The 17,660-nt window shown below is 72.2% G+C and carries 17 protein-coding genes and 1 tRNA gene; 7 read left to right on the top strand and 11 right to left on the bottom strand.

Features of this window, described 5'->3' with window-relative positions:
• Nucleotides 1–2 precede the first annotated feature (2 nt).
• Genes AC3AQ1_RS14235 through AC3AQ1_RS14225 form a run of 3 tightly spaced genes read left to right on the top strand, consistent with a single transcriptional unit; the run spans nucleotide 3 to nucleotide 2,925 of the window.
• Nucleotides 3–995 carry an ABC transporter permease gene (locus tag AC3AQ1_RS14235; RefSeq protein ID WP_108719528.1) on the top strand — a complete coding sequence of 331 codons (993 nt, stop codon included), beginning with the start codon at nucleotides 3–5 and terminating at the stop codon, nucleotides 993–995.
• Nucleotides 992–2,029 carry an ABC transporter ATP-binding protein gene (locus AC3AQ1_RS14230; RefSeq protein WP_199916482.1) on the top strand — a complete coding sequence of 346 codons (1,038 nt, stop codon included), beginning with the start codon at nucleotides 992–994 and terminating at the stop codon, nucleotides 2,027–2,029. The genes AC3AQ1_RS14235 and AC3AQ1_RS14230 overlap by 4 nt, the downstream gene beginning before the upstream one ends.
• Nucleotides 2,026–2,925: an ABC transporter ATP-binding protein gene (locus AC3AQ1_RS14225; protein ID WP_108719527.1), complete on the top strand. Its 900-nt coding sequence runs from the start codon at nucleotides 2,026–2,028 to the stop codon at nucleotides 2,923–2,925. The genes AC3AQ1_RS14230 and AC3AQ1_RS14225 overlap by 4 nt, the downstream gene beginning before the upstream one ends.
• A gap of 1,128 nt (nucleotides 2,926–4,053) precedes the next feature.
• Here AC3AQ1_RS14225 and AC3AQ1_RS14220 read toward each other — a convergent pair.
• The 3 genes from AC3AQ1_RS14220 to AC3AQ1_RS14210 form a co-directional block, all read right to left on the bottom strand.
• Complete coding sequence (locus AC3AQ1_RS14220; protein WP_108719526.1) at nucleotides 4,054–4,899, bottom strand: formate/nitrite transporter family protein; 846 nt, start codon at nucleotides 4,897–4,899, stop codon at nucleotides 4,054–4,056.
• Nucleotides 4,900–5,564: 665 nt separating this feature from the next.
• Nucleotides 5,565–7,040 carry a sensor histidine kinase gene (locus AC3AQ1_RS14215; RefSeq protein ID WP_108719525.1) on the bottom strand — a complete coding sequence of 492 codons (1,476 nt, stop codon included), beginning with the start codon at nucleotides 7,038–7,040 and terminating at the stop codon, nucleotides 5,565–5,567.
• Nucleotides 7,041–7,079: 39 nt separating this feature from the next.
• A complete protein-coding gene (locus AC3AQ1_RS14210; RefSeq protein ID WP_108719524.1) occupies nucleotides 7,080–7,424 on the bottom strand; it encodes a hypothetical protein in 345 nt (114 codons plus the stop codon).
• Nucleotides 7,425–7,579: 155 nt separating this feature from the next.
• On the opposite strand from AC3AQ1_RS14210, the gene AC3AQ1_RS14205 reads away from it, so the two are divergent.
• On the top strand, nucleotides 7,580–8,284 hold the full coding sequence (locus AC3AQ1_RS14205) for a response regulator (RefSeq protein WP_234417535.1): 705 nt from the start codon (nucleotides 7,580–7,582) through the stop codon (nucleotides 8,282–8,284).
• A 7-nt stretch (nucleotides 8,285–8,291) separates the two neighbouring features.
• Here AC3AQ1_RS14205 and AC3AQ1_RS14200 read toward each other — a convergent pair whose 3' ends face one another.
• The 8 genes from AC3AQ1_RS14200 to AC3AQ1_RS14165 form a co-directional block, all read right to left on the bottom strand.
• Nucleotides 8,292–8,690, bottom strand: coding sequence for a DUF1345 domain-containing protein (locus tag AC3AQ1_RS14200; RefSeq protein WP_234417534.1), 399 nt, complete (start codon nucleotides 8,688–8,690; stop codon nucleotides 8,292–8,294).
• 234 nt (nucleotides 8,691–8,924) lie between these two features.
• Nucleotides 8,925–9,476 (bottom strand): SRPBCC family protein, encoded by a 552-nt coding sequence (locus tag AC3AQ1_RS14195; RefSeq protein ID WP_108719523.1) that lies wholly within the window; start codon nucleotides 9,474–9,476, stop codon nucleotides 8,925–8,927.
• Nucleotides 9,477–9,483: 7 nt separating this feature from the next.
• A complete protein-coding gene (locus tag AC3AQ1_RS14190; protein WP_108719522.1) occupies nucleotides 9,484–9,933 on the bottom strand; it encodes a SufE family protein in 450 nt (149 codons plus the stop codon).
• A 39-nt stretch (nucleotides 9,934–9,972) separates the two neighbouring features.
• The gene (locus AC3AQ1_RS14185; RefSeq protein WP_108719521.1) at nucleotides 9,973–10,890 is read right to left on the bottom strand and encodes a sulfurtransferase; all 918 of its coding nucleotides are present in this window, start codon (nucleotides 10,888–10,890) and stop codon (nucleotides 9,973–9,975) included.
• A 103-nt stretch (nucleotides 10,891–10,993) separates the two neighbouring features.
• The gene (locus AC3AQ1_RS14180) at nucleotides 10,994–11,803 is read right to left on the bottom strand and encodes a nucleotidyltransferase domain-containing protein (RefSeq protein WP_234417533.1); all 810 of its coding nucleotides are present in this window, start codon (nucleotides 11,801–11,803) and stop codon (nucleotides 10,994–10,996) included.
• Nucleotides 11,804–11,912: 109 nt separating this feature from the next.
• Nucleotides 11,913–12,659, bottom strand: a complete 747-nt coding sequence (locus AC3AQ1_RS14175; protein WP_108719520.1) for an anaerobic ribonucleoside-triphosphate reductase activating protein — start codon at nucleotides 12,657–12,659, stop codon at nucleotides 11,913–11,915.
• Nucleotides 12,659–14,455, bottom strand: coding sequence for a ribonucleoside triphosphate reductase (locus AC3AQ1_RS14170; protein WP_108719519.1), 1,797 nt, complete (start codon nucleotides 14,453–14,455; stop codon nucleotides 12,659–12,661). The genes AC3AQ1_RS14175 and AC3AQ1_RS14170 overlap by 1 nt, the downstream gene beginning before the upstream one ends.
• Nucleotides 14,456–14,639: 184 nt before the next feature.
• Nucleotides 14,640–15,434, bottom strand: coding sequence for a glycerophosphodiester phosphodiesterase family protein (locus AC3AQ1_RS14165; RefSeq protein WP_108719518.1), 795 nt, complete (start codon nucleotides 15,432–15,434; stop codon nucleotides 14,640–14,642).
• A 46-nt stretch (nucleotides 15,435–15,480) separates the two neighbouring features.
• On the opposite strand from AC3AQ1_RS14165, the gene AC3AQ1_RS14160 reads away from it, so the two are divergent.
• The 3 genes from AC3AQ1_RS14160 to orn all read left to right on the top strand — a co-directional run bounded on the left by AC3AQ1_RS14160 (nucleotide 15,481) and on the right by orn (nucleotide 17,649).
• Nucleotides 15,481–15,556, top strand: a tRNA-Lys gene (locus AC3AQ1_RS14160).
• A 495-nt stretch (nucleotides 15,557–16,051) separates the two neighbouring features.
• Nucleotides 16,052–17,002 carry an ATP-grasp domain-containing protein gene (locus AC3AQ1_RS14155; protein ID WP_108719517.1) on the top strand — a complete coding sequence of 317 codons (951 nt, stop codon included), beginning with the start codon at nucleotides 16,052–16,054 and terminating at the stop codon, nucleotides 17,000–17,002.
• A gap of 68 nt (nucleotides 17,003–17,070) precedes the next feature.
• On the top strand, nucleotides 17,071–17,649 hold the full coding sequence (gene orn / locus AC3AQ1_RS14150) for an oligoribonuclease (RefSeq protein WP_108720243.1): 579 nt from the start codon (nucleotides 17,071–17,073) through the stop codon (nucleotides 17,647–17,649).
• Nucleotides 17,650–17,660: the final 11 nt, after the last annotated feature.

Raw genomic sequence — 17,660 nt, 5'->3', positions numbered from 1 at the left:
TCATGACGAACATCACCCCCCTCAACGAGCCCGACATCTCCGAGGCGCCCGAGCTGCTCGCCCAGGAGGCCGAGGAGGTCGGGGCGCCGCGCCGATCGTCGCTGCGCCCGCTGCTGCCGACGATGGCAGGGTGGCTCGCCGTCGGGATCGGTCTGGTCGTGCTCATCATCGCGTTCGCCGTCGTGGGCCCGTGGCTGGTCAGCGACCCGACCGTGATCCGCGACATGGGGCTCACCGCGCCCTCGTCGGAGCACCTGCTCGGCACCACGCAGACCGGCCAGGACGTGCTGGCCCAGCTGGCCTTCGCGACCCGGGGCTCGCTGCAGATCGGCATCCTCGTCGGCGTGCTCGCCACGGCGCTGTCGGTCGGCTTCGGCATCTACGGCGCCTACGCGGGCGGCGTCGCCGACGAGGCGTTCTCGCTGCTGTCGAACGTCTTCCTCGTCATCCCCGGCCTGCTGCTGGTCATCGTCATCGCGGCGTTCGTGCCGCGCGAGGCGCGCGGCTGGTGGACCATCGCCGTCGTCCTCGCGATCACGAGCTGGGCCGGCTCGGCCCGCGTGCTGCGCGCGCAGACGCTCTCGGTGCGCGGTCGTGACTACGTCTCGGCCTCCCGGGTCTCGGGCGAACCCGCCTGGCGCGTGATCGCCGTCGAGATCCTGCCGAACCTGCTCCCGGTGATCGCGTCGCAGTTCGTGTTCGCGGTGATCGCGGCGATCCTGTCCGAGGCCGGCCTGTCGTTTATCGGCCTCGGCGCCGCGAACTCCTGGACGCTCGGCACGATGCTCTTCTACGCGCAGAACGGCTTCGCCCTCTCGCTCGGCGCCTGGTGGTGGTTCGTCCCGCCCGGCCTCATGATCGCGCTGTTCGGGATGGGCCTGTCGCTCATCAACTTCTCGATCGACGAGGTCATCAACCCCAAGCTCAAGAACGTCCGGCTGCACCGCCGCCGCGCCCGTAAGATCCGCCGACTCGAGGAGGCGGCCCGCGCATGACCACCACCACGTCCTTCGACCCCACCACGTCGGCGCGCACGCGGCGCACCGTCCTCACGGTCGACGACCTCTCGGTCGTCTACGAGGTGGAGCCATCCGTCGAGGCCGTCAAGCACGCCTCCTTCGAGCTCGCCGCGGGCGAGATCCTCGGCCTCGCGGGCGAGTCCGGCTGCGGCAAGACGACGCTGGCGTACGCCGTGAACCGGCTGCACGAGCCGCCCGCGCGCATCTCCTCGGGCCGGATCACGTTCCACGACCGCTCGGGTGACGACGTCGGCGTCCTCACTCTCTCCGACGAGGCCCTGCGTACGTTCCGCTGGTCCAAGCTCTCGATGGTGTTCCAGGGCGCCATGAACGCGCTCAACCCCGTGATCAGCGTGCGCAAGCAGCTGCGCGACACGATCCTCGCGCACCGCCCCCGCACCCCGCGCAAGGAGATCGAGGCGCGCTCGGTGGACGTGCTGGAGCGCGTCGGCGTCGACCCCGCGCGGCTCTCGTCCTTCCCGCACGAGCTCTCCGGGGGAATGCGCCAGCGCGTGATGATCGCGATGGCGATGCTCCTCGAGCCGCAGGTCATGATCATGGACGAGCCCACCACGGCGCTCGACGTCGTCGTGCAGCGCGACATCCTGCGCGAGATCGTGCGGCTGAAGGACGAGCTCGACTTCGCCGTCATCTTCATCACGCACGACCTGCCGCTCCTGCTCGAGATCTCCGACCGCATCGCGGTGATGCTCAAGGGCGAGATCATCGAGCTCGAGACCGCCGACCAGCTGTTCCGCCACGCGCGCCACCCCTACACCCGCACGCTGCTCAGCTCGTTCCCGAGCCTGTCCGGCGAGCGCGGCGACTTCATCCGCACGGGCGTGCTCGACGCGCAGTTCGACGACGTGCTCGCCCAGGAGGCCGGCGCCCTCGTCGAGGAGGTCGCGGCCTACGTCCACGAGCACGAGCCCGACGGCGAACCCGAGCCCGAGGGCCCCTCGCCCGACGCGTCGGCCGAGTCCGCTGAGTCTCCCGAGGAGGACCGATGAGCAGCGCCGAGGTCGTGCACCTGACCAAGGACTACCCGATCCGCAACGGGCTGCGGCGCACCACGCTGCGCGCCGTCGACGACGTGAGCTTCGACCTCGTGCCGCGGCGCACGGTCGCCCTGGTCGGCGAGTCCGGGTCGGGCAAGTCCACGATCGCCAAGCTCCTCACCCGTCTCGAGAAGCCGACGTCGGGCGAGATCAACGTGCTCCTGGACGACCGGACGCCCGTCCACGGATCCGACTACCGCCGGCACGTGCAGATGGTGTTCCAGGACCCGTTCGCCTCGCTCAACCCGTTCCACACGATCGAGCACCACATCGCGCGACCGCTGCTGCTGCACCAGCGCACGAAGGGGTCGACCGAGACGCGCGAGCGGGTCGCGCAGATGCTCGAGCGGGTGAACCTCACGCCGGCGTCGCACTACGCGCAGCGCCGACCCCACGAGCTGTCGGGCGGTCAGCGCCAGCGGGTCGCGATCGCCCGAGCGCTCGCGCCCGGCGCGCAGATCCTCATCGCCGACGAGCCGGTCTCGATGCTCGACGTCTCGATCCGCCTCGGCGTGCTCAACCTGCTCGCCCGGCTGCAGCGCGAGGACAACCTTGCGGTCCTCTACATCACGCACGACCTGGCCACCGCGCGGCACTTCTCCGACGAGATCCTCGTGCTCTACAAGGGGCGCGTGGTCGAGCGTGGGCCGTCCGACGCCGTCATCCTCGACGCCCACCACGACTACACGAAGCTCCTCGCCCAGGCGGCGCCGGACCCGGAGCGGCTGGGCAAGGTCGTGGCGAGCGAGCAGGGCTTCGACCGCAGCACCATCGACAACTCCGTCTGCTACGACCACTTCCGAGGCGAGTGGGTGCAGCACCGCGGCGCCGCGGCCGGCGCGGCCTGACGGGGCGCACGACGGCGAGCCCATACCTCCGCGTCCGCCGCGCCTCGCGCTTGCCCAGCTCTCGCGCGCCCGGCTCGCGCTCGCCACGCCCCGAGAACGGCCCGCTGCGGACCGTCTTCGTCGCCACGGGCCGTTCCCGCCGAACGCGGGCTGGTCCGCCGCAGCCGGTGAAGGCCCCCGGCGGACCGTCTTCGTCGCCAGAGGCCGTTCTCGACGCACGCGAGCTGGTCAGCCGCGGCCGATGAGCCCCGACGGGGCGCACGACGGCGAGCTCAGACCTTCGCGTCCACCGCGCCTCGCGGACTCAGCACCTAGACCCGGCGCCCGCACTACGCCTCCAGAACGGCCTGCTGCGACGAGAACGGCCCCCAGCGGGCCGTTCTCGCCGCCACGGGCCGTTCTCGACGCACGCGAGCTGGTCAGCCGCGGCCCGTGGAGGCCCCCAGCGGGCCGTTCTCGCCGCCACGGGCCGTTCTCGACGCACGCGAGCTGGTCAGCCGCGGCCCGTGGAGGCCGCGACGGGCCGTTCTCGCCGCCAGGGGCCGTTCTCGACGCACGTGAACTGGTCTGCCGCGGCCGATTCGCTCTGACGGGATGCGCGACGGCGAGCTCAGACCTTCGCGTCCACCGCGCCTCGCGGACTCAGCACCTAGACCCGGCGCCCGCACTACGCCTCCAGAACGGCCTGCTGCGACGAGAACGGCCCCCAGCGGGCCGTTCTCGTCGCCACGGGCCGTTCTCGACGCACGCGAGCTGGTCAGCCGCGGCCCGTGGAGGCCGCCACGGGCCGTTCTCGCCGCCACGGGCCGTTCTCGACGCACGCGAGCTGGTCAGCCGCGGCCGATTCGCTCTGACGGAATGCGCGACGGCGAGCTCAGACCTTCGCGTCCACCGCGCCTCGCGGACTCAGCACCTAGACCCGGCGCCCGCACTACGCCTCCAGAACGGCCTGCTGCGACGAGAACGGCCCCCAGCGGGCCGTTCTCGTCGCCACGGGCCGTTCTCGACGAACGCGAGCTGGTCAGCCGCGGCCCGTGGAGGCCGCGACGGGCCGTTCTCGCCGCCAGGGGCCGTTCTCGACGCACGTGAACTGGTCTGCCGCGGCCGGTGAAGGCCCCCGGCGGACCGTCAGCCGACGCGGACCGGAACCCCCACCCGGTCGACCTGCTCCTGCGCGAGGGCGACGTCCGGAGAGGCGGTGCTCGCCGTCGGGCGCGTGGTGCCGAGGCGACCGGAGACGACGAGGTAGCTGACGCCGATCACGACGGCGCCGCCCACGAGGTTGCCGAGACCGACGACCGCGAGGTTGCGGGCCATGTGCGCGAGGTCGGTCATGCCGCCCTGGAACAGCGCGATCGAGAACGTGGTCATGTTGGCCACGACGTGCTCGAAGCCCGAGGCGATGAACGCCAGGATGCACCAGAAGATGATGATGGCCTTGCCCGCCTCCGACTGCAGGCGGTTCGCCGCCCAGATCGCCACGCAGACGAGCACGTTGCACAGGACGCCGCGGAAGAACATCTCCCCGAACCCCTCGACGTTCTTGTGCTCGATCATCGCGGCGAGCATCTCGCCGCCGGCGTTCCCGTCCAGGACGCGGGACTGCACGATCATCCACGCGAAGACGACGGACCCGACCAGGTTGCCGAAGAAGCAGAACAGCAGCGTCCCGATCGCCCGGCCCCAGCCGATCGACCGCGTGATCGCCGCCTGCGGCAGGATCATCATGGCGCTCGTGACGAGCTCAGCCCCGGCGAACACCACGAGCGTGAGGGCGACGCCGAACACGGCGCCTGCGACGAGCGGGCTGTTGCCCAGCGGACCGGCCGTCATCACCATGAGGACGACACCGATGCCGATGTACATGCCCGCGAGCATGGAGGCGACGAGGTAGCGCCACGGGTGCGCGGCGGACTCGACCTTGTGCTGCGCCTGGTCGAGCTGGACGTCGATGGTGGTGGGAAGATCGAGCACGGGACAAGCCTTCCGTGTCGTCTGCGGCGCCACGAGGGGGCGAAGGTCCCGAGCGGACGTGGGCTCGTTCACATCGTTGAGACCGTGCGGTTCGCGACGCGCGTGAGGTCTAGACGAAAGTATCTACCACCCCCCGTCACCGTTCTGGTTTCCTCTTCATGTCGAGCTCTGGGGAGAGCCGCGAGGGAGGGATGAAGCCATGACACACACGTCGTCGACTTCGACCTTCGCGCACTCTCTGAGCCACGACGCACCTGCTGCAGCACGGGCTCTGCCCGGCGCTGCTCGTACGCCGACCCGCTGGGCCGCCGAGGCGGGGGTGGGAACCAACCCCCCTGCCCCCACCCCCGGAAGCCTCCGCGGAGCCCCAGGTCGGCCGCGCACCGGTCAAACCCCCAACTGACCGGAGCGCCCAGCAGCCGCGACGCCGAAACCCCCCCCACCTCGGCGTCGCGGCTGCTGACTATCTCAGGACCTTCACGTCTGGCCCTTCGTGCCTCGCACGGAGGGCCTTCGTCGTGCCGGCGCGCTGGTGGCGCGCATGCTGGCACTCAGGGGCTCGGCGACGCGTCGGCGAGACGACGACGGAGCAGGCTCGACGACGCGTCAGCGACCGAAGACGGAGCGGCTCGGCTGGACGATGACAGAGCGGGCGCGGCGACGTGTCAGCGAGACGACGACGGAGCGGCCTCGGCGGGCGCGGCGGGCGCGGCGTTCCGGACGACGGCCTCGTCGCTCTCGACGTGGTGCTGCGGGGCGGGTGCGCCGTGCCGAGGCGCGCGCGACGCCGAGCTCCGGCCGGAAGCGGCGCCTCCGGACACGTGGGGCGAGTGAGACGAAGGGCTCTCGCCCGCGTCGCTGCGGGGCGGGCGACGCGCGTCGTCCTCGTCGGCGAGCTCGGATCGATCGGGGCGCAGGGCCACCGGGATGGTCGCCTCGACGACCCACTGGTCACCCCGTCGGCCGGCGTCGAACTCGCCGCCGAGCGACTCGACCCGCTCCCTCATCGACAGCAGGCCCAGGTGCACGCGCCGCGGGTCGCCGGTGCTCGCCCGATCGGGACGCGAGGTCCGCGGCATCTCGCTCACCACGCGCAGCGCAGCCACTCCCTGCGGGGCCTCGCCGGTCACCTCGATCGTGATCGCACACGAGGAGCCGTCGGGAGCGTGCTTGAGCACGTTGGTCGTCGCCTCCTGGAGCACGCGGTGCAGCGTGATCTCGGCACCGCGGGTGAGCATCGACGTCCGCGAGCCGATGTCCAGTGTGGTGCGAAAACCGAGCTCCTCGAGAACCTCGCGGAACTGCGGACCGGTGATCTCCAGGCGCAGCGTGCTGGCGTCGGGCGGCCCGAGGGGCGTCTCGCCGTCGTCGGTCGGTTCCTGCAGCAGCTTGAGCATGATGCGCAGGTCGGTGAGCGCCTGGTGGGACGCGTCGGAGATGCGCCCGAGCGCGTCGTGCGCCTTGTCGAGGTCCCGGGTGAAGACCGCGACGTCGGACTGCATCGCGATGACGGTGAGCCCGTGCGCGACGACGTCGTGCAGGTCGCGAGCCACCGACCGCCGGACACCCTCGACCGCCTCGCGCTCGAGCCGCTGCTGCGCCTCGAGCGCCTCACGCGTGGCATCGAGCCGGCCGCGGTCCATCTCGTGACGCACTGCACGAAACCGGAACGACGCACCGATGACGACCGCGGCCAGCAGCGCCAGGATCAACGGCGTGATGATGACGGTGTCGTCCGGCGAGAGCCAGCGGATCGAGACTGCCCACGCGGTTGCCGCCAGCGAGGTCGCGACGATGAACGGACCGCTCGACGCCGCGGCAACCACGCCCAGCATCGCCGGGACGAAGACGATCCCGGCGAACCAGCCGTCCACCCATGCCGTCACGATCATCGCGGCGACGAACCCGATCGCGAGCACGTCGAACGAGATCCAGCACAGCAGTGCGGCAGCCGAGAACGCCACCATCGCGATCAGATTCTCGGTCTTGCCCGCATCCTGCCTCGCGATGAGGGAGATGCCACTGTCAGCGAGGAAAGCGGTAGCGGCGAGCGTCAGAACCCAGCGAAGCACGCGTGGGTCACGCGCCCGCCACAGTTCGGGCGAGGAGACCGTTTGGCGGATCTGCGTGGCGACGCCCACGGCACCTTCCTCAGTCGGTCCGCGCGACGCCCTCGGGCGTCAGCAGAACAGTCCGAGCCGCTTGCACGCCCACCGCGCCGTGTCACCGAAGATCGACTGCGTGCTCACGCCCGGGTTGCCCGTGCTGGGAGCCTGCGGCGCGAGGGCAGCGCTGCTCGAACCGCCCAGCCCAGCGGCCAGGACGCCCGTGAACCCGGACACCGGCGCCGCAGCGCTCACAGGCGCCGCCTCGGCGCTCACCGACGCGGCCGGCGTGTCGAGGCTGCTCGCGCTCGCGGCGGGCACGACGACGGCGGTGAGTGCCGCGACGGAGAGGACTGCGGACAGGCGGAGAACGAGGGCGGCGCGGCGGCGCGCGGGCAGGGGGGAGGTCGACGACGTCATGGGACAAGCGCACCATCTCGAGGCGATCTTCGCAAGCCAATCGTCGCTTGTGTGACGAAAAAGAAGGGGATAAGAGCACCTTTCGTCCCTCACGCCGCGTCTCGAGGCGGTCACAGGTCTCCAGGAGCGCCGCCGCAGCCCACTACGATCAAGCCGTGGGGGTCATTCGCGTGCTTGTCGTCGAGGACGACCCGATGGTGCGGAACGCGCTCGAGATGCTCCTCGACGCCGCCGACGGTTACGAGCTGGCGGGGCTCGCCCGGCACGGTGGCGAGGCACTTCCGCTCTTTCGGGAGACTCGACCCGACGTCGTGCTGCTGGACATCCAGATGCCCGTCAAGGACGGCATCGCAGCCACCCGGGAGCTCCTTCAGGAGGATCCCGGAGCGCGGATCCTCACGCTCACCGCGTTCTCCTCGCAGGAGTTCGTGATCCCCGCACTGCGCGCCGGCACGGCCGGGTACCTCCTCAAGGACGCCCGCCCACGCGAGATCCTCGACGCGATCGAGGCCGTCCACCGCGGCGAGGCGGTCCTCTCCCCCGCTGTGACGCGCGAGCTCATCGCCACCGTGAAGTCCGAGGACGAGCACCCCGGCGGTATCGCGACGTCATCCAGCCCGGGCGCGGCCGAGTCGTCGCCACCGCCGGCGGACCCGGGTCTCACGCCACGCGAGCTCGACGTGCTCCGCTGCCTCGCGGAGGGCAACAGCAACCGCGAGATCGCGGACACGCTCTTCGTCTCGGAGGCCACGGTCAAGGCCACCCTGGGCCGCATCGCCCAGAAGTTCCAGGTGCGCGACCGTGTTCAGGTCCTGATCCACGCCGTGCGCCTCGGCATCGTGGACGTCGGCCACACCTGAGCCGAGCTCAGCCCGCCAGCCCCGCGACGAGGTTGACGGTGAGCGCGACGATCACGGTGCCCAGCACGTAGGCCTGCAGCGCGTGCAGGAGCGCACGCTGCCGCATCCGCGAGGACGCCAGGTCGGTGTCCGAGATCGCGAAGCTCATCCCCACCGTGAACGCCATGTAGGCGAAGTCGGTGTACCGGGGCGGCTCGCTCTGGTGGAAGTCCACCCCGCCCACCGGCGGCACGTAGTACAGGCGCGCGTAGCGCAGCGCCGCGGACGTGTGCACCGCGAGCCACGAGACGACGACGGCGAGCAGCGCCGCCACCACGCTCCCGGCTCGCTGGTGCGCCACGAGCAGCACCCCGGCCCCCACGACGCTGGCGAGCGACGCCACCCCGACGACCAGGTGCGCGCCCACCCGGGTGGGTTCCTCGCGGGTGGCGTGCGACGCCGTCGCGCCCGCGTCATCGGGAGCACGACGGCGAGCGTCCAGCCGCAGTACAGCGCACCGCACACCGCCCACCCGCCCAGGAGCGCGCCGACCAGCGTCTGCCAGGTCGGCAGCAACGCGGCCACGACCCCCGCGACGACCGACACCGCGAGCCGGACGCTCGCGGGGACGTCCGCCCTCCTGCGCACACTCATCGCACACTCATCGGCCCAGTGAACCCCACGAGCGCGTGGCCGTCAGGTGCGCTCGGAGCCCGCGCTCACCGCGGTCCATCACGACGGCGTGGCTCGCCTCGAGCACGCGCGGCGCCCGGAGCGCCGCACGCCGCAGCAGGGCGCCCGTGGGTCGGACCCGCCAGTCGATGGTGAGCACGGTGGCGGTGGTGACCTCAGCGCCGGCGGCTTCGTCCGGGCGCAGGACGGCGAGGGCGCGGCCACGCAGATCGCCTACGGCGCGCAGCACGACCCCGCCGCAGCCGCCCCGCCCAGCACCCGGCGGCAGCGCCGCGACGACCTCGAGCCCGACGCGGATGACGTACCCCGGTGCGAGGTAGGCGAGCGAGCCTCGCGTGCCCACGCCGTCGTGCGCACCCTGCCGCACGACCGTGGACCGCAGCCCCTTCCACCACAGCGGCCAGGAGGTCGGGTCGGCGAGCACGTCCCACGTCCGGTCCGGCGGCGCGGGCAGCCGCCACGTGGAGTGCAGGGTGAGCACGGTCGCGCCGTCGCGATCGGGCCTGCGGGCGGCGGTCACGGCGACGCTAGGAGGCGAGCCGCTCGGCGACCTGCCGCTTGGCGCGGGTGAGCAGCGCCGTCATGCCGCGCAGCCGCAGCGGCGAGACCGCCTCGGCGAGGCCGAGGGTGAGTGGGTAGTCGGCGGGGATGGCCACGACCTGGTCGGGCGTCAGCCCGTCGAGCCCCTGGGCGAGGATCGAGGCGAACCCGCGCGAGGTCGGCGCCCCGGGCGGGGCCGAGGCGTAGAAGTGGACGCGAGGCTCGCCGTCGGACGTCTCGATCTCGGTGATGAACGCGATCGGTGCCTGACACTCCGGAACCGGCTCGAGCAGCTCCGGCCGCGCCGCGAAGCGTTCGGGGACCTCCGGCAGCTCGTTCGAGAACTCCAGGAGGAGCTGGAGCCGGTCGCGCACGTCGAGCGCGAGGAAGTCCTCGCGGATGGCGACGAGGGCGTCGGGCAGGGCGGCGTCGGTCACCCCGCCATCCTCCCACCGGCACCGAGTGGGGGCCGGGGCTCAGCGCACGGGCGCGAGCCCCGGCTCGGCGCCCTTGACGATCGGCACCCGCACGGCGTTGCCCCACTCGGTCCACGAGCCGTCGTAGTTGCGCACGTCGGGGATGCCGAGCAGGTGGGTGAGCACGAACCACGTGTGGCTCGAGCGCTCGCCGATGCGGCAGTACGTGATGATCGAGTCGTCCGCACCGAGGCCAAGGCCGGAGCCGTCACCGCCGTCGCCGTAGATCCCCTCGAGCTCGGCGCGCGGGCGGAAGCTGGCGTCCTCCGCGACGGCGCGGGCCCACGGCACGTTCCGCGCCGTCGGGATGTGGCCGCCGCGCAGCGCCCCCTCCTCGGGGTAGTCCGGCATGTGCGTGCGCTCGCCCGTGTACTCCTGGGGCGAGCGGATGTCGACGAGCGGGTTGCCCAGGTGCTCGAGCACATCCTCCTTGAAGGCCCGGATGGCGCCGTCCTCGCGCGGCACGACCGGGTAGGGCACGGGTGCGACGTCGGGCGCGCTGATCGTGAGCTCGCGGCCCTCCGCGACCCACTTCTCGCGGCCGCCGTCCAGCAGCCGGACGTCCGGGTGCCCGAAGAGCGAGAACACCCACAGGGTGTACGCCGCCCACCAGTTCGACCGGTCGCCGTAGAGCACGATCGTCGTGTCGCGGGAGATGCCGCGGCTGCCGAGCAGGCGGGCGAAGCCCTCGCCGTCGACGTAGTCGCGCACGAGCGGGTCGTTGAGGTCGAGGTGCCAGTCGATCTTGACGGCGCCCGGGATGTGGCCGGTCTCGTAGAGCAGCACGTCCTCGTCCGACTCCACGACCACCAGGCCGGGTTCGCCCCGGTGCTCGGCGAGCCACGACGTGCTCACGAGACGCTCCGGGTGGGCGTACTCGGCGAACTTGGGCTCGGTGTCGTCGACGGCGACCGGCATGGGTCCTCCTCCTGAGGCGGGACTCGGCGGGTCTTCAGCCTAGGTCGGGGCCGACCCGCGACCACGAGGCGGTCGAAGAAGTCCACCTGGTGGGACGGTCGGCTCAACCGACGTCCGGACGCGGCGCCGCCCGCACCGCGTCGATCGCGCGCTGCAGGTCCGTGGGCGTCGTGCCCAGCGCGCCGATCGCGGCCGCGACGCGCGCCGCGAAACCTCCCGTGGCGACCGGGAGCCGGGCCGTGCCGGGCACGAGGGCCTTCTCGTTCGTGACCCATGAGCCGGCGACCGCGTGCCACGCGTGCGCCACGAGCATCGCCGCGGTGCTGGTGCACAGCGCGACGTAGGCGACGTCGGCGGCCTTCGCCCCCTTGGCCGCCGCGTCGAGCAGGAAGTCCACCTGCCAGAGCCCGGCGAGCATCGCGTCGCGCAGCGCCCACGGGTACGGGGTGAGGCCGGCGACGAGCCGGGCGAGCACGCCGTCGTCGTCGGCGAGGGGGACGCACGTGGCGACCTCACCGGCGTAGGCCACGTCGAGGAAGCCGAGCGGGTGGCCCGGCTGCGGGTGGAAGGCGAGCTCGCCGCGACGGGCCCGTTCGCACTGCTCGGACACCCGGCCGAGGTCGCGCAGGATCCAGTCCACGGCAATCCCGTCGACCGTGAGCCACGCGCCGCCATTCACCCACGGACCCCACCGGCCCGGTGCGGCGACCTCGACCGGCCGACCGGCCCAGCGCGTCGCGAGGTCGGCCAGCGCGAGCAGATCGAGCGGGTCCTCGTAGTAGAGCCCGAGGTCGACGTCGGAGTCGCGGCGGTGGGTCCCCCGCGCCCGACTGCCGCCGAGCACCACGGCGACGACGCCCTCGATCCGGGCGAGGTCGCGCGCCATCGCGTGGAGCCGGGCGTCGCTGAGCACGCCCCGGACACTACCGGCGGGCGGGTGGCGGCCCACGGCTCGCCGCCGTGGTCCTCGTGGCCATCCCCGGCCCCGTCGCCGTCCCCGTCGCCGCCGCGCGTCAGCGCGGTCAGCGCACGTGCAGCGTCTCGAAGCCGAGCCCGCGCACCTCCTCGGCGAGCGCCGCGAACTCCGCGTCCCACCCGGGCGGGTGCGCGTCGGCGAGACTGAGGGTGCCCTCGGCGCGCGCCTGCTGCAGCGCGTACGTCCGCACGCCCGCCGCGCGCAGGTCCCGCGCGAGCACCAGCGTGTCGTTCGCCATCCCGGGCGCGACGGTCGTGCGCACCTCGTAACCCGTGCCCCGCTCGGCCGCCGCCCGCAGGACGAGGGCGAGCGACGCCGTCGCGCGCTCGCCGGCGTGCCGCGCGCCCGCGACGGTGTCGTACCGCGCGGCCGTCGCCTTGACGTCGAGGCCCACCCAGTCCACGTGCGGCAGCAGCGCGGCAAGCCGCGCCGGGTAGGCGCCCGCGGTGTGCAGCCCGACGGCGAACCCCTCCTCGCGCGCCCACCTCGCCGCGGCGAGCGCGCCAGGCTGGCGGGTCGGCTCACCGCCGGTGAGCACGAGCCCGTCGAGCAGCCCGCGACGACGCCGCAGCAGTGCCGCGACCTCGTCCCACGCGACCGTGCCGGGCGTGCGCGAGGGCATGAGGTCGGGGTTGTGGCAGTAGACGCACTGCCACGGGCAGCCCTGGAGGAACGCCGTCGCGACGAGCATCCCGGGCCAGTCGACCGTGGACAGCGGCACGAGCCCCGCGATCTGGAGCGACGCGAGCGCCGCCGCGTCGGCGCCCGAGGTGGGCTCGCCGTCGGGCGCCATCAGACCAGGGCGGGCTCGCGGAACGGCGTGCGCTCGGCGAACTCGCCCTTCTTGCCGATGTTGAAGGACTTCGTCGGACGGTGGTACCCCATCACGCGCGTCCACACCTCGCACTCGACCTCGCGCCCGGCGGCGGCGCACTGCGGGCACGTGGGCTGCTCCGCCGCGAGGTAGCCGTGGTTGGGGCAGATCGAGAACGTCGGCGTGATCGTGAGGTAGGGCAGCGAGAACCGCGTGAGCGCGCGGCGCACCATGTTCCGGCAGGCGTCCGCCGAGCTGATCTGCTCCCCCATGTAGAGGTGCAGCACCGTGCCGCCGGTGTACTTGCGCTGGAGCTCGTCCTGCAGCTCGAGGGCCTCGAAGGGATCGGTCGTGTGGGCGACCGGCAGCTGGGAGGAGTTCGTGTAGTACGGGTTCTCGTCGGTGCCGGCCTGGAGGATGCCGGGGAAGCGTGCGCGGTCCTCCTTGGCGAACCGGTAGGTCGCCCCCTCGGCGGGCGTCGCCTCGAGGTTGTAGAGGTGACCGGTCTCCTCCTGGAACTGCACGAGGCGCTCACGCACGTGGTCGAGCACGCGCACGACGAGCGCGTACCCCTCCGGCGTGGTGAGGTCCTCGGCGTCGAGGAAGAAGTTGCGGACCATCTCGTTCATGCCGTTCACGCCGAGCGTGGAGAAGTGGTTCTCCAGCGTGCCGAGGTAGCGGCGCGTCCAGGGGTACAGGCCGCCGTCGATGAGCCCCTGCACGAACACGCGCTTGACCTCGAGGCTGTCCTTGCCGAGCTCGAGCAGCCGGTCGAGCTCGGCGAGCAGGCCGGCCTCGTCGTGCGCGTGCAGGTAGCCCAGGCGCGCGCAGTTGACCGTGACCACGCCGATGGACCCGGTCTGCTCGGCCGAGCCGAACAGGCCGTTGCCGCGCTTGAGCAGCTCGCGCAGGTCCAGCTGCAGGCGGCAGCACATCGAGCGGATCATGCCCGGGTCGAGCTCGGAGTTGATGAAGTTCTGGAAGTAGGGCAGGCCGTACTTGGCCGTCATCGCGAACAGCCGGGACGCGTTGTCGCAGTCCCAGTCGAAGTCGGCGGTGATGTTGTACGTGGGGATCGGGAAGGTGAAGACGCGCCCGTCCGCGTCGCCGGCGGTCATGACGTCGATGTAGGCGCGGTTGATGAGGTCCATCTCGGCCTGGAGCTCGCCGTAGGTGAAGTCGACCGGCTCGCCGCCGATCATCGGGTGCTGCTCGGCCAGGTCCGCGGGCGGGTTCCAGTCGAACGTGAGGTTCGTGAACGGGGTCTGCGTCCCCCACCGCGACGGCACGTTGAGGTTGTGGATCATCTCCTGCAGGCACTGGAACACGTCGTCGTAGTCCATGGCGTCGAGGCGGACGAACGGCGCCAGGTAGGTGTCGAACGAGCTGAACGCCTGCGCGCCCGCCCACTCGTTCTGCAGCGTGCCGAGGAAGTTCACGATCTGGCCGCACGCGCTGGACAGGTGCTTCGGCGGACGCGACGCGATCGCCCCGGGGACGCCCCCGAAGCCCTCCTCGACGAGCGTCCGCAGGCTCCAGCCCGCGCAGTAGCCGGACAGCATATCGAGGTCGTGGATGTGCAGCGCGCCCTCGCGGTGCGCCGCTCCGGCCTCGGGCGCGTACACGCGGTCGAGCCAGTAGTTCGCGACCACCTTGCCGGAGGTGTTGAGCACCATCCCCCCGAGCGAGTAGCCCTGGTTCGCGTTGGCATTCACGCGCCAGTCGCTGCGCTCCAGGTACTCCTCGATGGTGGCGGCGGCGTCGACGGTCGGCATGGTGGAAGGCCCTTCTCTGGCACGGGTGGCTTGCGCCCCCACACTACGATGACCACAACATGCTGGGGTGCGAACGACGCGCCGACACTAGATGTTGTGGTGCGTGTGATCTATGTCACCGTGCAATCGGGACCTTGGTCCCCGGCATCGGGGGTCGCGATGTGGCACGGCGGGCGCGTCGGGCTCAGCCCACTTCCGGCCAGGGCGCGAGCCCACGCCGGGCGAACACCTCGACGGCGAGCGACGGCACGTCCGTGACCACACCGTCGACGCCGAGGTCGAGCAGGCGGTCCATCTCGTCCGGGTCGTTGACGGTCCACACGTGCACCACGTGGCCCGCGGCGTGCGCCGCCGCGACGAAGCGCGGGGTCACGACCGGGACGCCCCGGAACGTCAGCGGCACCTGGATCGCCCGAGCCGGGCCGGCTCCGACCAGCCGCGACGCGGCGGCCCGCTCGGGCATCCGCGCGAGGGCGACGAGCCGCGCCGCGTCGGCCATCCCGGCGCCGAGCATGACGCGCTCGCCGGTGATCCGGGCCATCCGGGCAACCCGACGCGAGGAGAAGGCCGTGAGGCAGACGCGCTCGGTGGCGCGTGCCTGCCGCACCGCGCGCAGCACGGGGCCGACCACCTCGTCGGTCTTCGCGTCGATGTTCACGACGACGTCGGGGTGCTCCGCGAGCAGCTCGTCCAGGCGAAGGGGTGCGGCGCCGTCGACGTCGCGCAGCGCGGCGAGCTCGCGCCAGGGCACGGTCGAGATGTCGCGCGGGTCCCCGAACCGACGCGCGAGGGTGACGTCGTGCGCGAGGACCGGGACGCCGTCGCTGGAGTGGCGCACGTCCGTCTCCATCGCACGCACCCCGACGGCGAGCATCGCCGACACCGCCTCGCGCGTGTTCTCGGGCGACTCCGCCATGCCGCCGCGGTGCGCGAGGATGACGGGCTTGCCCGGGTGGTACAGGTCACGTCGTCGATTCACGCTCCCATCCTCCCCCGTGCTAAAGTCGGTTCCCGCCGCACGGCATGCACCTCTAGCTCAATTGGCAGAGCAACTGACTCTTAATCAGTGGGTTCTGGGTTCGAGTCCCAGGGGGTGTACCACGAGGGCCCGGTTCCGCAAGGAGCCGGGCCCTCGCGTCGTTCCAAGCCCGGTGCGCCCTCGTAGAGCCCGCCGTCGCCGTCGCGGCAGCCCGCCAGCGCCCCCCGCGGGGGCGCCGTGCCGGGCGCCGTGCCGGGCGCCCGGGAATCTCCTCCGAAGAAGTTTCCCGACCGATGTATCAGGGCGTCCTCGCCCGCCTCTCTCGCAGTGTCACGGGGTCGAGGCACCTGCGCCGAGAACCCGCGACGCTCCGCCGCGCGACGTCGGTGGCGGGGCACGCAGGGGGTTGCAGGGGGCTCTGCAGGGGGCTGCAGGGAGGATCGGGTCGGGTCGGCGCACCGCTGGGGGGTGAGCCGACCGGCCCGATCCTGAACCACTCGCCCCGACTCCGTCGCAGGCACCACCTCGGCTACCGTCATGGCCGCCTTCTCGGCCGCTGTCGTGCGGCGTTCGTCACTCGCTCGGGCTGAGCCCGGCCGGGCCGATACGGTGTCCCCGTGACCACCACGCCACGCATCGCGCTCGTCACCAGCTCCGACAACCCTCAGGGCGAGCCGGAGGATCGGGCGCTCGTCGTCGCCCTCACCGAGCGCGACGCGCAGGTCAGCATCGAGATCTGGGACGACCCCGCCGTCGACTGGTCCTCGTTCGACCTCGTCGTGCTGCGCAGCGTCTGGGACTACAGCAGCCGCCGGGCCGAGTTCCTCGACTGGGCCGCGCGCGTGCCCACCCTGCGCAACCCGGCGAACGTCGTGCGCTGGAACAGCGACAAGCACTACGTGCGCGCACTCGCCGAGCACGGCCTGCCCGTGGTGGAGACCCTCTGGCTCGAGCCGGACCGCGAGTACACCAAGCGCGACCTGCACAACCGCTTCCCGGCCCGCGAGGACTTCGTGGTGAAGCCCGCGATCTCCGCCGGCTCGGTCGACACCGGCCGGTACACCGCCACCGACGCCGACTCCCGCCGCCTCGCGATCAAGCACGCCGAGCGCCTGCTCTCGGCCGGCCGCTCCGTGATGGTCCAGCGCTACATGCCCGAGATCGACACCTTCGGCGAGAGCGCGCTCGTCTTCCTGCACGGGGAGTACTCGCACGCGATGCACAAGGGCGCCATGCTCATGGGCGAGGACAACGGCGAGGGCGACGCCTACACCCCCGAGGTCATGGAGCCGTGGACGCCGTCGCAGGTCGAGATCGACGTCGCGAGCGAGATCATCACCGAGGTGCGCCGCCTCGTCCCCGGCCGCTCGATGCAGTCCCGCCCCCTCCTCTACGCGCGCGTCGACCTCGTGATCCGCGGCGACCAGCAGCCGCTGCTCATGGAGCTCGAGCTCGTCGAGCCCGCGCTGTACACGTCGCTCGCGCCCGGCTCGCTCGACCGGTTCGCCAGCGCGATCCTGCGCGAGGTCGCCTACGGCCCCGACCCTCGCAACGACACCACCGCCTGACCCAGCGCCGCGGCTAGGGTGGTCGCGTGAGTGCTGCCGTGGACCCCATCGTCTGGATCGACTGCGAGATGACGGGCCTGGACGCGCGCAACGACGCGCTCGTCGAGGTCGCCGTCATCATCACCGACTCCGACCTCGCGCCGCTGGACCCCGGGATCGACCTCGTCATCGCGCCGCCGCCCGGGGCGGTGGAGCAGATGGGCGACGTCGTGCGCGAGATGCACACGAAGTCGGGCCTCCTCAACGCGCTCGACGGCGGACTCCCCCTCGCGGACGCGGCCGAGCTGGTCCTGGAGTACGTCAAGCGGTTCGTGCCCGAGCCGCGCAAGGCGCCGCTCGCCGGCAACTCCGTCGGCACGGACAAGGTGTTCCTCGAGCGCGACATGCCGGCGCTCATCGAGCACTTGCACTACCGCGTCATCGACGTGTCCTCGGTCAAGGAGCTGGCGCGGCGCTGGTACCCACGCGCCTACTTCGCCTCGCCGCGCAAGGCCGGCGGCCACCGCGCGCTCGCCGACATCGGGGAGAGCATCGACGAGCTGCGCTACTACCGCACCGCGCTGTTCCCCGACGGCGAGGGCCCGAGCTCCGCGGACCTGCGCAAGCGGGCGGCGCTCATCGCGGCGGCGCCGACGCTCGCGGGGTGAGCGCTCTCGTG

This window comes from Miniimonas sp. S16 (assembly GCF_057748195.1).
This window is presented reverse-complemented; position numbering and strand designations above follow the sequence as displayed.

Bases quoted from the DNA above. Each gene is read 5' to 3' on its own strand.
- AC3AQ1_RS14235 (WP_108719528.1), top strand. From the start codon at position 3: ATGACGAACATCACCCCCCTCAACGAGCCCGACATCTCCGAGGCGCCC.
- AC3AQ1_RS14230 (WP_199916482.1), top strand. From the start codon at position 992: ATGACCACCACCACGTCCTTCGACCCCACCACGTCGGCGCGCACGCGG.
- AC3AQ1_RS14225 (WP_108719527.1), top strand. From the start codon at position 2,026: ATGAGCAGCGCCGAGGTCGTGCACCTGACCAAGGACTACCCGATCCGC.
- AC3AQ1_RS14210 (WP_108719524.1), bottom strand. From the start codon at position 7,424: ATGACGTCGTCGACCTCCCCCCTGCCCGCGCGCCGCCGCGCCGCCCTC.
- AC3AQ1_RS14185 (WP_108719521.1), bottom strand. From the start codon at position 10,890: ATGCCGGTCGCCGTCGACGACACCGAGCCCAAGTTCGCCGAGTACGCC.
- AC3AQ1_RS14175 (WP_108719520.1), bottom strand. From the start codon at position 12,659: ATGGCGCCCGACGGCGAGCCCACCTCGGGCGCCGACGCGGCGGCGCTC.
- AC3AQ1_RS14170 (WP_108719519.1), bottom strand. From the start codon at position 14,455: ATGCCGACCGTCGACGCCGCCGCCACCATCGAGGAGTACCTGGAGCGC.
- orn (WP_108720243.1), top strand. From the start codon at position 17,071: ATGACGGGCCTGGACGCGCGCAACGACGCGCTCGTCGAGGTCGCCGTC.